The organism is Mycobacterium sp. (assembly GCF_052143115.1).
GTDB lineage: Bacteria > Actinomycetota > Actinomycetes > Mycobacteriales > Mycobacteriaceae > Mycobacterium.
Window position 1 is genome coordinate 1 of the sequence record NZ_JBKQTQ010000180.1, and the last position, 12,273, is coordinate 12,273.

The following is a 12,273-nucleotide window of genomic DNA, read 5'->3' on the forward strand; positions in this document are numbered from 1 at the left end:
ACCCCAAGGTGAGGCGAAGTGGACTGGTGGGAGTGCCCGCACCGGCGGGCGAGCTGCCCGTCCTCTGCGTCGAGGTCGAGCCCGACGTTGGCAAGAACGAGCTCGCCGGCTTGCACCAGGAACTACTCGCGCGGGCTGCAGATTCCGAAATGGCGAACAAGATCCATGCCATCCTCTTCAAGCGCAGGCTGCCGGTGGATCCGCGCCACAACTCCAAGATAGAGCGCCCGCGCCTTGCCAAGTGGGCCGCCCAGCAGTTGTCGGGATCCCGCTCCCGCAGCCAGCGCACCCGCCCTGTCGCCGAATCCTCGCCTCCCCCGGCCGCCAGTTCCGCCACCGCGGCGGTCACCGTCGTGCGCGACGCCCCGGTCACACGAGTTACCGCTGGCAGCACATCTGAACACGTCCGTACAACCAGACCGCCACCGCCTGACCACGCCTAAATCAAGATCAACAACCGCCACCTACAAATATGATCGCGCAGCGGCGGGTCGGCTGCACCGCCGGCGGCAGCGATCCGCCGGATATCGCCGCGCGATCGAGCAGCGCTACCACCGGCTGAATACCGAACACGAGACCACCATCTTTCCCGGCTCCGACGCTCTCATCGTGACAGCCGCCGAACAGCAAAAGGCCGACGAGCGGGCACGGTCGCAGATCGCATCGGTGCAAGCCGCCCTCGGCCATCACCCCACCGCCGAGTAGTCCCACCTGACACAGGCGACTACGAGTGATTGACGGACCAGGCCGCGGCCGCCGCGGCTGGCCAGGCGACCCACTGACATGGGTCACGGCGCGGTGGAAGATGACGGTACAGATGTCGCCGTGGTCGGCGATGATGCGAACGAGGTCATAATACCGAAGGACACCCTGGAGGCATCGATCAGGAATTGCCACGGGCGTCCATCGACGTCGGGGCTGCTCACCAACAGCGGTTGGCCGGCGCTAGTCGTCATACCAATTTCCTATCTCCTGGACAATTCACCGCAGCCCAGTCAGGCCGATGTCATCGTTTCGCCGCGACCGCCCGTGGGGATAGGGTCTGAAGTCATCACGGCCCCGGTCACACGGCGCACGGCCGGGCGCCAGCGGCTACGTCGTCAAGGACATCAAGGGGATGGACCTGGCCCGCGCGATCAAAGACGTCGGCGCCGGTAAGTCGCTGCTCGACAACAGAGCGGCTGCCGCATTGATGGCGAAGCTGCGCGGCGAGGCCGCACATTCCAATCCGCTGTCGGGACTGACCGACCAAGAACGGGCATTGCTTGACCTGCTCGGTGAGGGGCTGACCAAGAAACAGATCGGGGAAAGGATGTTCCTGGCCGAGAAGACCGTCAAGAACTACGTGTCTCGGCTGCTGGCGAAGCTCGGCATGGAACGCCGAACCCAGGCGGCGGTGTTCGTTTCCAAACTCGATCGACCACAGCGGTCTGGCGAATAACACCGCATCGATCCGGTCGATGCCAGCCGGCTACAAGGGCTGAGGCCTAGGTTGCGCCATCCGATTCGATGACGGCAACGCCGGCAGCCAACAGGCGCCGGCACCGATTCAACGTTAGGGGTATCAAATGAGTGGTGACCGTCGCCTTTCACGCTCAGTGGTTTTCGGATCACCCTGAGGCTGTGACGTTCGCAGAAGCCTGGGCCGACCGCAACTTTGAGAGGAACTGCCGCGCCGGTAGCCGTGCGGCGCAGGGACATCTGGGAAGGGGCCTCAGTCGGTGGTCACACCGGCGAGGAGCCGCTTCAACGTTCGCGCGTTGTGCACGGCGTTGCCGCCGCCGTCGTTGTTGAAGTAGACCACCACGTCGCGACCTTCGCCTTTCCACTCTGCTATCCGGTCGGCCCACCACCGCAGCGCTGCGTCGGTGTACGAACCGGCGTACAGCGGTTGGTCGGGCGGCCCGTGCATCCGCACGTAAACCTTATCGGTGGTGGTGCGCGCGATTTGCGGCAAGCCCGCGCCACTCATCACCACATATGCTGCTCGATGCCGCTCCAGTAGGTCATAGACCGCCGCGGCTTGCCACGACGGATGGCGCAGTTCCATCGCGACCCTGATCTCATCCGGCAGGCAGCCGAGGAAGTAGTCGAGGCGAGCGTCGTCGCGTTCGAGCTGCGGGTGCACTTGCACCAGCAGCATTTCGCGCCGATCGCCCAACGCCGCCCAGCATCGCTGGAACCGCTCGATCCAGGGTTCGGGCGAGCTGAGCCGACGGAAATGCGACAGCCCTCGATGGGCCTTAACCGACATCGAGAACCCGGCGGGCAGCCGCTCGCGCCATCCGGCGAACGTGGCATCCCGCGGCCACCGGTAGAAGCTGGCGTTCAGCTCGACGGTGTCGAACTCCTCGGCGTAGCGGGCAAGTCTCGCTGCCACAGGCATTTTCGGTGGATACAGCACACCGGTCCAGTGGTCGTAAGACCAGCCCGACGTACCTATCCGCACCGTCACGTTGCCGGCTCACGCGCTGGCCGGCCAGCGGGAACTTTCGCGGCGGATCGGTCACTGCGGCCGTCTTTGCGTGGTCGAGGACATGGCGCAGCGCCGGGCAAGTCGATGAGCCCGCGGCGGACGACTTCGTAGTCATCGACGAGAAAGACCTTAACCATGGCGAGCCCTTCGAGGTTGACGTAGCGGCGATTGACGACGAGCAACGAGCAGCCGCCGACGACGTTACCATTCCGCTGCAGCGGCGAGTTACGTTACCCGCCAAGCTGATTCACTGATTTTACCGCATCGCGGAGTGGGTGCTACAGGCCGCTGGGGTAGGTCTCCGGCGTCTCTCCGGCGATCCACAGACTGGTCGCTTCCAGCGGCTCGAGGGCTTGCGTGGTGTCGATGTGGATCATTGCGTCGAACTGATCTGCCGGGCGGACGTGGAAGTAGTGGCTTTGCCGTTCGGTCGCGGGCTGGTAGATCACGCCGATGGCGCGGCCCAACCGGGCCATGTCTAAGACGTCCCCGGCCGCGGGGTTGTCGTGCATGGCGATGAGGAACGCGCCCTTACCGCTCTCGTGGAACAGTTCCTCGACGCTGCCGTTCAGTGCGGGTCGGACGACTTTGCGTTCGGCGACACCTCCCCATTCGCTGGCGGCGGTAACCGTTCCGGTGTAGGTGCTGAGACCGATCAGGCGCGACTCGTCGGCGTATCGTTGCCGCACTAGCTGACCCAATGTGAGCTGGCCGTCCGCGGCCACTTCGGTCGCGCGGGCGTCACCAACATGGGAATTGTGGGCCCACACCACGATTCGTGCGGGTTCGGCGCCATCGTGGCGATCCAGATGTGTCAGCAGTGCCGCCAGGGTCTCCGCCATGTGCTCGTCGCGGAGATTCCACGACGTGACGCGGCCGCTGAACATCGCACGGTAGTAGACCTCCGCGTTGCGCACCGTCTGAGCGTTTTGCTGCGCATAAAACAACTCGTCCTCGGCCAGCAGCCCGTCGCGGCGGGCGTAGGCAAGCGCGTTGCGCTGCAAGTCAACCAACTGCTCGAGCGCCTCGCGCTCACATGACAGACCGGCGCCGAAGGCTGCCGCGAATCCGTAGGCCTGCCCATCGTCGGCGGAGGCATGATCGAAGCAGGCGTAGCGTTCACGCGCTCGGGCCGCCGCCCGCGGGTCCACCGTGTCGAGATAGGCGATCACCTCACGGATAGACCGGTGCAGGCTGTAGAGATCCAGACCATAGAAGCCCACTTGTCGCTGGTCGTCTACCACACAGCGCTGGTTATGCCACCGTAGCCACTGGGCGAAGTCGCGGACGACGACGTTGCGCCACATCCAGGCCGGGAAGCGTTCGAATCCTCGCAACGCTTCTTCTGCGGTCTTGTCCGTACCGCGGCCCCGGACGTATCGGTTCACCCGGTACGCGTCGGGCCAGTCGGCCTCCGCCGCGACTGCGCAGAAGCCCTTCTCTTCGATCAGCCACTTCGTCATATCGGCGCGCGCTTGGTAAAACTCGTGGGTGCCGTGCGAGCTTTCGCCGATGAGCACGATCCGCGCGTCACCGATCAACTCGGCCAACACTTCCCGTGGCGGCATTCCGGCCGGTGCGTCGATGGCGGCGGCGCAGATGACATCGGCCGGCGTCTTCGCCGGAGCCCCCGCCAACGCGGCGGCCCCAGTCGTCGGCGTGTCGAGCAGTGCACGAACCTCTTGGTCGCTGACTTGGTTGAAGTCCCAGAAGGATTCTCCGACGGCGAGGAAAGGCGTGGGCATCGTCGCGCAGACCACGTCGTCGACGATCCCGGCGAATTCACGGCACGTCGATTCGGGCGCCGCCGGCACCGCGATGACGATTTGCGCCGGTTCCGCTTCGCGTATTGCGTGGACTGCGGCAAGCATGCTGGATCCGGTCGCCAGCCCGTCGTCGACCAGAATGACCGTCTTGCCCGCCACGTCGGCCGGCGGCCGACCGCCGCGATAGGTCGCCTCCCGCCGGATCAGCTCACGACCCTCACGTTCGGCGACATCGCGCAATTGCTGCGCTGTGACCTGCAGGGCCCGCAGGATATCGTCGTTCACCACGACGCGGCCACCGCTGGCCAGCGCGCCCAGCGCGAACTCCTCATGACCCGGAGCCCCCAGCTTACGGACAACGAAGGCGTCCAGCGGGGCGCCGAGTGCTCTGGCCACCTCCCATGCGACGGGAATCCCGCCCCGGGCCAACCCCAGGACGACAACGTCCTTTTTGTTGCGGTATGCCGCCAGCAGATCGGCCAGTATCCGGCCGGCTTCGCGGCGGTCGCGGAAAACCCGCCTAGGCGCGCGTCGCGCCAAGCTTGTCGCCCTTGCCATTGGTGTACTTCCTCCGCCGACGTTTCGGGTGGTCAGTGCAGCTGCGACACCGGTTCGTGGGTGACGGCTTGAATGTCGGATGCTGTTGCGGCCAGGAGTTGGTGGGCCAGGTCAGACAGCGCGCGGGCAGCCGCGAGTTCGTCGCCGATATCCGTAACACTCCGGTCTGCCGGGTTGCAACGGGCAAGGCCCACACCAACAAGCTTCTGATCGCGCCAGTGCAACCGTGCCTTGGCCCGTGTGCGCTCGTCATGTTCGTCGATGGAGATCTCGACGTTCCAGTGCTTCTGCTCTTGATCGGAATCTTTGTGCGCCATTTCGCCTCCTCGTAATGGCCAGCTGGACCCGCGCTGTCGAACGGTGAGCCGGGGATCCCGGGATGGTTGCTCCGGGATCCCCGCCCAAGTCAATTGGTGCACTGAACCTGAACGTGCTTCTCAGTAGGCTGCGCTTCGGGAACCGCCACCGAGACCGTCAGGATGCCCTTGTCATAGCTGGCTGTGATGTCGTCTTCATCGGCACCGGCCGGCAGCGTGACCGAGCGCATGAATGAGCCGTAGGAGAACTCCGAGCGGCCCTTGGATTCTTTCTTTTCACCGCGCTCGGCCTTGATCGTCAGCTGCCCATCGGTCACGGTGATGTCGACGTCTTTGGCCGGGTCGATTCCGGGCAGCTCGGCGCGAATCACGTAATGACCGTCCTCGACCTCGTCCTCGAGCCGGATTAGGTGGGTGTCGATCATCGGCGCGAGATTCGCCCAGGCCGGGAAACCGGTGAACAGCTCGGAGATGTCGGGCAGCAGCGATCGCCGGCGATGCTTCACGGGAAGTTTGCTCATGATGTTCCTCACCGCATGAGTGGCTGGTTCAGACGTACCGTTTGATTCGAGCACCTCGCAGCCGCACGTCGGTAGGGACCAAAGTCCCTTGGGGCCGCGCTTGACGACGACCACGGCCCAGCCGCTCGGCAACCCTTCGATTGCCTGCACCCCCCACCTCGGCGGCGGCGGCCGAAGCGTCCAACTCGCCTAGGAAGTCGGAAGCATCCCGGGTTTCATGCACACCTCGTTACGTGTGACCGGTGTGCTGCCCGATCCGGAGATGAGCGTAGTACTCGGCCTCGGCTTCTGCCGGCGGGCGGCGGGCACTTGGCCGGGGTGTCCCCGGCAGGCGACCGACTGCGCGACGTGCAAGCTTTGCGGTGCTTGGTCTTCGCCGTTGACTAGATGGACCAGTGTCAGGATTGCATGTGATGCACAGACTCCAGCCGATACAGGCGTGGGTCAAGGCTGATCGCGATCTCGGCCAGACGTGCAAACTCGGCTTGGATTCGCGCGCCGCCACCGCGGCGACCACGACCTCGACGCTTCCCTTGGCCGGCTTGATCAGCGCCGACGGTGCGATACGCGCTGCACCCAGGATGCCGATCCGCAGCGGAGCGGCCCCGTTACGAGACACGGACCCGACGCTAGCACCGGTCCCGGCTCGGTCGGTGACACGAGAAGTCGGAGGCGACTCAGCAGGGCAGGCACCGCCTACGGTGGATTCCTCTGTGTTGTGTGCACCGGTGAGCGGGTACACGCTGACGTTGGCGTTGTCCAAGACGGGACCGACTGAGCGGTCTTTTGATGACTTTCGTCTCTATTGCGGCCGGTGTCGGTGCGGAAACCATGAAGGCGTGGTACCTGCATCCAGAGGGTTTGTGACGATGCGGTCCGGCCGCGTTGAGCTGCCAAAACAGAAGCTGGACGCGATCGCGTGGAAGTTTCTCGGTTCTGAGTTCACCGGGCAGGTCTATGCCGGCTGGCCGATCGACCGGCGTGTGGACGCCTACCTGCTGCGCCAGGGGCTGATCGATGTCGCCAATGACGGGGGCGCCTGCAACGCCTTACTAGAACGCGTGATGGCCAACATCGGTCGCGCTGTCCGCGACGGCCTGCTCACGGCGCCGCACAGATAGGTACGGCCGTGGAAGTGATCCGCAAGACGCCCGCCGACTGTCGTGTCCCGCCGAATCTGAAGGACTACGACCACGCCCGCGGGGTATTCGACTGGTCCGATGTGCCGGCGTTGTGCGAAGGCATGGGGAGTGGGGGCTGCAACATTGCCTACGCCGCCGTCGACCGGCACGTCGACGGCCCGGTGGCGGCGCGTACGGCGCTGCGGTTCATAGCCGACACCGGCGCCGCGGGCGAACTGGTCACCCACGACATCAGTTATGCGGAGCTCGGGCGGCTGGCCCGCCGGTTCACCAACGTGCTGCGCTCACTGGGTGTCGGCAAGGGCGAGCGGGTCTTCGCGATCATGGGACGCATTCCTGAGCTCTACGTCACGGTGCTGGGTGGGCTGCGCAACGGCAGCGTGGTCTCCCCGTTGTTCTCGGCCTTCGGGCCCGAGCCGATCGCCACCCGGGTCACCATCGGTGAAGCCAGGGTGCTGGTGACCACTACGGCGATTTATCACCGCAAGATCGAGAAGATGCGCGATCAGCTGACATCGGTTCGGCACGTCCTGTTGGTCGACCAGGACGAGGACGCGGACGATGTTCCGGGGACGCTGAACTACCAGCACTTGATGGCCCGGGTCGACGACCACGCGCCGATCGAACACACGACCGCAGCGGATCCGGCGCTGCTTCACTTCACCAGCGGCACCACCGGTACGCCGAAGGGCGCGATCCACGTGCACGGCGCGCTCACGATGCACTACATCACCGGCCTGTACGCACTGGATCTGCATGCCGACGACGTCTTCTGGTGCACCGCCGACCCGGGTTGGGTCACCGGCACGTCTTACGGCGTGATCACCCCGCTGCTACACGGTGTCACCTCGATCGTCGACCAGGCCGAGTTCGACGCCGAGCGCTGGTACCGGATCCTTCAGGACGAACGCGTGACGGTGTGGTACACCGCGCCGACCGCGGTGCGGATGCTGATCAAAGCGGGACCCGAAGTGGCTGCGCGGTACCGCTTTTCGGGGCTGCGTTTCGTCGCCAGCGTGGGCGAGCCGCTTAACGCCGAGGCGGTCTGGTGGGGTAAACGCGTGCTGGGCTTGCCGATTCACGACAATTGGTGGCAGACCGAGACGGGTGGAATCATGATCGCGAACACTCCCGCGTTCGACATCAAACCCGGCTCGATGGGACGCCCGCTGCCAGGGGTGGACGCATATGTGGTGCGCCGTGACGATTCCGGCATGGTCTCCGTGGTTGAACAGCCGGGCGTCGAGGGCGAGCTCGCCCTGCGGCAGGGCTGGCCGTCGATGTTCCGTGGCTATCTGCACGAGGATGCGCGATACCGGAAGTGCTTCACCGACGACCTGTACCTGACCGGGGACCTCGTCAAACGCGACCCCGACGGCTACTTCTGGTTCGTGGGCCGCGCCGACGACGTGATCAAGTCGGCCGGACATCTGATCGGCCCGTTCGAAGTCGAGAACGTGCTGACCGACCACCCGGCGGTCGCCGAGGCGGGCGTCATCGGCAAGCCCGATCCGGTGGTCGGCGAAGTCGTGAAGGCGTTCGTCTCGCTGAAACAGGGCTTCACCGCCGACGAGGCTCTGCGCCGGGAACTGCTGGGCCACGCCCGCAAGCGGCTCGGCGCGGCGGTCGCGCCCAAGGAGATCGAGTTCGTCGACGCACTGCCCCACACCCGCTCCGGCAAGATCATGCGGCGCCTGCTCAAGGCACGCGAACTCGGGCTGCCCGAAGGAGACACATCCACCATCGAGACGCCGGCCGAGCGCCACGGCCAGGAGGTGTCGCTATGACCGGCCATGACCTCGCACTGGGACTGCTCTCGGACATGATCCGGGTGCGCCGCATGGAGGAGAAGTGCGCGGAACTTTACGGGGAAGCCAAGATTCGTGGATTCCTGCACCTGTACGTCGGGGAGGAGGCGGTCGCCGCCGGATCATTGCGGGCGCTGACCGCCGACGACGCGGTGGTGGCAACCTATCGCGAACATGCGCACGCCCTGCTGCGCGGTATTCCGATGACCGCGATCATGGCCGAGATGTTCGGCAAGCAGGAGGGCTGCTCGCGGGGCAGGGGCGGGTCGATGCACCTGTTCGACGCGGCCACCCGGTTCTACGGTGGCAATGCGATCGTCGCCGGCGGCCTGCCGCTCGCGGTGGGCCTGGCCCTGGCCGACGCGTTGTTGCACCGGAACCGGTTGACCGCCTGTTATTTCGGCGACGGAGCCGTCGCCGAAGGCGCATTCCATGAGTCGCTGAACATGGCCGCGCTGTGGCGGTTGCCAGTGCTGTTCCTGTGCGAGAACAACCTCTATGCGATGGGAACCGCATTGCATCGCGCACAGTCGCAGACCGACCTCGCTGCGAAGGCGGCCTCGTATCGGGTTCCGACCGCCACGGCCGACGGGATGGACGTCATCGCATGCCACGAGGCGGCGCAGCAAGGTGCGGACCACATCCGAACCACCGGCGGTCCGTTCTTCATCGAGTACCACACATACCGCTTCCGCGCGCACTCGATGTTCGACCCGGAACTGTATCGCGACAAGACCGAGGTCGAGCAGTGGCGCAAGCGCGACCCGATCCCTGCATTCACCGAGCAGTGCCTGCACGACGGCACCATGAGCGCCGATGACGTCACGTCGATCGAGAAGGCGGCCCAGGAGGAAGTGGACGCTGCGGTGGCATTCGCCGAAGCCGGAACATGGGAAAGCGTCGACGATGTCGGGCGTGACGTGCTGACGCCCGCACCCGAAGGGGTCCGATGAAGACGACATACCGCACCGCCGTGCACGATGCGATGCGCGACGCACTGCGCGACGACCCACGGGTGGTGTTGATGGGGGAGGACGTGGGCCGATACGGCGGAACCTACGCGGCGTCCAAGGGCCTGCTCGAAGAGTTCGGCCCGGACCGGGTACGTGATACCCCGTTGTCGGAGCTGGGCTTCGTCGGGGTCGGAATCGGCGCGGCTCTCAACGGACTTCGCCCGATAGTCGAAGTGATGACGGTGAACTTCAGCCTGCTGGCGCTGGATCAGATCGTCAATACCGCTGCAGCGCTGCGTCATATGTCCGGCGGCCAGTTTTCCGTTCCCCTCGTCGTCCGGATGGCCACCGGCGCCGGCCGCCAGCTGGCCGCGCAACACTCGCATAGCCTGGAATGCTGGTATGCCCACATTCCAGGGATCAAGGTGGTGTCCCCCGCGACCGTGGCGGATGCCTACGGGATGCTCGGCTCAGCGCTGGCTGACCCCGATCCGGTGGTGATCTTCGAGCATGTCCAGCTCTACAACACCTCGGCGGACGTCGACGTGCTCAGCACAACCGATATTTCTCGGGCCGCCGTTCGCCGCGACGGATCCGATGTCACCGTCATCGCCTACGGCGGCTGCGTGCCGAAAGCACTTGACGCGGCAGACAGGTTGTCGCTCACTGGAATCGATTGCGAGGTCGTAGATTTGCGCGTGCTGCGGCCGCTAGATACCGACACCATCATCGAGTCGGTATCCAAGACGCACCGTGCGGTGGTCGTGGATGAGGCGTGGCGCACCGGCAGTCTGGCGGGCGAGATCAGCGCACGCATTATGGAAGGCGCGTTCTTCGAGCTCGACGCGCCGGTCAGCCGCGTGTGCAGCGCCGAAGTTCCGATGCCGTATGCCAAGCACCTCGAAGAGGCCGCCCTGCCGCAGGCCGACAAGATCGTCGCGACGGTGCAAAGCCTCTTTGGTGGTCGCTGATGATCGATTTCACCATGCCGGCCCTCGGCTCGGACATGGACGAAGGCACCCTCGACCAATGGCTGGTCGCACCGGGCGACACGGTGACCCGTGGCCAGGTCGTGGCCGTGGTGGAAACCACCAAGGCCGCGGTGGAAGTGGAATGCTGGCACGACGGAGTGGTCGGTGAGCTGCTGGTTCCGGTCGGCGAAACGGTCCAGGTCGGAACGCCATTGGCGACGCTTCTGGCGCCCGGCGAGACGGCGCAGCCAACGCCCCGGACATCGACCGCACCGAGCGCAGCGGCGGCCCGAGCCGGCGCGGCGCCCGCGGCTGTCGCGCCGGCAACCGTCCCGCCGGCGACGGAGCCGCATCGGCGCCGGTGGGTGTCCCCCGCCGCTCGCCGGGTAGCCGAGTCGCTCGGCGTCGACATCACGACCGTGACCGGTACCGGTCCGCAGGGCGCAGTCACGATCACCGACGTTGAGCACGCCGCTGCGGCGAAGCAGCCGCGAGCCAAGCCCACCGTGGCGGACCGCGCCGCCCAGATTCGCAAGTCGATCGCGGCCGCGATGGGTCGGTCGAAGCGCGAGATTCCGCATTACTACCTCGCCGACGAAATCCTGATGGAAAAGGCGCTGACGTCGCTGGCCGAGCGCAATGCGCAGCGGTCGATCACCGAGCGTGTGCTGCCGGCCGTCCTGCAAATGAAGGCCGTTGCCCTCGCGGCGCAGCGCTTCAAAGAGTTCAACGGATTCTGGCGCAATGACACGTTCGAGCCCGCTTCGGCCGTGCATGTCGGTGTCGCCATCTCATTGCGGGGCGGTGGGCTCCTCGCCCCGGCCATTCACGATGTCCCCGACAAGAAACTCGACGAGCTGATGAGCGACCTCACCGATCTGGTGGCTCGGGCCCGCGCCGGCTCGTTGCGCAGTTCGGAGATGTCCGATCCGTCCATCACGATCACCAACCTCGGTGACAAGGGCGTCGACGCGGTCTTCGGCGTCATCTACCCGCCGCAGGTAGCGCTGGTGGGGTTCGGTAAGCCGGCGCAGCGGGTTTGCGTCATCGACGGTGAAATCCGCGTGGCTACCGTTGTGCAGGCCACACTCTCGGCCGACCACCGTGCCAGCGACGGTCATCGTGGCGCACTGTTCCTCGCCGCGATCAACGAGCTGCTTCAGCAGCCGGATGTCCTGGAGAAGTGAAAGCAAAACATGACCGAAGATGATATTCGTGGCGTGGTCTTGTCGGTGTTGACCGCCATTGCGCCTGAGGTGGATTCAAACGATATCCGCGATGACGTACTGCTGCGAGACCAGGTGGACCTGGATTCGATGGATTGGCTGAATTTCCTGGTTGGTATTCACAAGCAATTACACGTCGACATCCCCGAGGCGGACTACGGCTCGTTGCGGACACTCACCGACGTGGTCCATTACGTCCATCAACACCCGACACGAGCATCCTGAGAACGGTTTAGCCACATAGGATCGATGTTTCTGCTCGCGCTGACCTACAGTTAGCCGACAAACTGTGGCGCCCAATTTGGCAGCGCCAGTGCGGGATTGGCCATCTGCGAGGAACATGAAAATCGGGATGGGGCCGCTCGCCGGTGCGCCGGGCGAACGGGCTGCGGCGGTCGAGCTGCCTATACCAGATGCCGAACACGATGATGTTTGGTGGCTACAATTTCGACGCCGCTACCCAACAACAACGGGCCGTTTCTACTGACAGATCCGGTGAGGATGTGGTGGTTCAGCAATCGTCCATGGTCCATCA

Annotated in this window: 11 protein-coding genes and 3 pseudogenes; 9 read left to right on the top strand and 5 right to left on the bottom strand. The window is 65.2% G+C overall.

Translation table 11 applies throughout. The features are described from left to right. Window positions 1-443, top strand: a pseudogene (locus ACLQI9_RS18210) (hypothetical protein); the annotation flags it as partial. Between the two features lie 638 nt (window positions 444-1,081). Next, window positions 1,082-1,441: pseudogene (locus tag ACLQI9_RS18215) on the top strand (LuxR C-terminal-related transcriptional regulator); the annotation flags it as partial. A gap of 273 nt (window positions 1,442-1,714) precedes the next feature. On the opposite strand, the gene ACLQI9_RS18220 reads toward ACLQI9_RS18215, so the two are convergent. Continuing rightward, the gene (locus ACLQI9_RS18220; RefSeq protein ID WP_442380966.1) at window positions 1,715-2,455 is read right to left on the bottom strand and encodes a DUF72 domain-containing protein; all 741 of its coding nucleotides are present in this window, start codon (window positions 2,453-2,455) and stop codon (window positions 1,715-1,717) included. Here ACLQI9_RS18220 and ACLQI9_RS18225 point away from each other — a divergent pair. Further along, window positions 2,392-2,730, top strand: coding sequence for a hypothetical protein (locus tag ACLQI9_RS18225; RefSeq protein ID WP_442380973.1), 339 nt, complete (start codon window positions 2,392-2,394; stop codon window positions 2,728-2,730). The two genes, ACLQI9_RS18220 and ACLQI9_RS18225, sit on opposite strands and share 64 nt — an antisense overlap. A 24-nt stretch (window positions 2,731-2,754) precedes the next feature. Here ACLQI9_RS18225 and ACLQI9_RS18230 read toward each other — a convergent pair whose 3' ends face one another. The 4 genes and pseudogenes from ACLQI9_RS18230 to ACLQI9_RS18245 all read right to left on the bottom strand — a co-directional run. After that, entirely contained in the window at window positions 2,755-4,800 is a 2,046-nt protein-coding gene (locus ACLQI9_RS18230; RefSeq protein WP_442380964.1) for an erythromycin esterase family protein, read from the bottom strand. A 32-nt stretch (window positions 4,801-4,832) separates the two neighbouring features. After that, window positions 4,833-5,117, bottom strand: coding sequence for a DUF1876 domain-containing protein (locus ACLQI9_RS18235; protein WP_442380962.1), 285 nt, complete (start codon window positions 5,115-5,117; stop codon window positions 4,833-4,835). Between the two features lie 89 nt (window positions 5,118-5,206). Then, window positions 5,207-5,641, bottom strand: coding sequence for an Hsp20/alpha crystallin family protein (locus ACLQI9_RS18240; protein WP_442380972.1), 435 nt, complete (start codon window positions 5,639-5,641; stop codon window positions 5,207-5,209). 487 nt (window positions 5,642-6,128) lie between these two features. Continuing rightward, a pseudogene (locus ACLQI9_RS18245) lies at window positions 6,129-6,257 on the bottom strand (Gfo/Idh/MocA family protein); the annotation flags it as partial. Between the two features lie 250 nt (window positions 6,258-6,507). Between ACLQI9_RS18245 and ACLQI9_RS18250 the strand changes: the two are divergent. From ACLQI9_RS18250 to ACLQI9_RS18275, 6 genes are read left to right on the top strand one after another with little or no spacing between them, the layout of a single operon-like run. Continuing rightward, window positions 6,508-6,759: a hypothetical protein gene (locus tag ACLQI9_RS18250; protein ID WP_442380960.1), complete on the top strand. Its 252-nt coding sequence runs from the start codon at window positions 6,508-6,510 to the stop codon at window positions 6,757-6,759. Between the two features lie 8 nt (window positions 6,760-6,767). Beyond that, window positions 6,768-8,567, top strand: a complete 1,800-nt coding sequence (gene acsA, locus ACLQI9_RS18255; protein WP_442380958.1) for an acetate--CoA ligase — start codon at window positions 6,768-6,770, stop codon at window positions 8,565-8,567. Beyond that, window positions 8,564-9,541 carry a pyruvate dehydrogenase (acetyl-transferring) E1 component subunit alpha gene (pdhA, locus tag ACLQI9_RS18260; RefSeq protein WP_442380956.1) on the top strand — a complete coding sequence of 326 codons (978 nt, stop codon included), beginning with the start codon at window positions 8,564-8,566 and terminating at the stop codon, window positions 9,539-9,541. Before acsA ends, pdhA begins: the two co-directional genes overlap by 4 nt. Further along, complete coding sequence (locus ACLQI9_RS18265; RefSeq protein WP_442380955.1) at window positions 9,538-10,512, top strand: alpha-ketoacid dehydrogenase subunit beta; 975 nt, start codon at window positions 9,538-9,540, stop codon at window positions 10,510-10,512. The genes pdhA and ACLQI9_RS18265 overlap by 4 nt, the downstream gene beginning before the upstream one ends. Next, window positions 10,512-11,699, top strand: coding sequence for a dihydrolipoamide acetyltransferase family protein (locus ACLQI9_RS18270; RefSeq protein WP_442380953.1), 1,188 nt, complete (start codon window positions 10,512-10,514; stop codon window positions 11,697-11,699). Before ACLQI9_RS18265 ends, ACLQI9_RS18270 begins: the two co-directional genes overlap by 1 nt. Before the next feature lie 9 nt (window positions 11,700-11,708). Beyond that, window positions 11,709-11,963: an acyl carrier protein gene (locus tag ACLQI9_RS18275; RefSeq protein WP_442370986.1), complete on the top strand. Its 255-nt coding sequence runs from the start codon at window positions 11,709-11,711 to the stop codon at window positions 11,961-11,963. Window positions 11,964-12,273 lie beyond the last annotated feature (310 nt).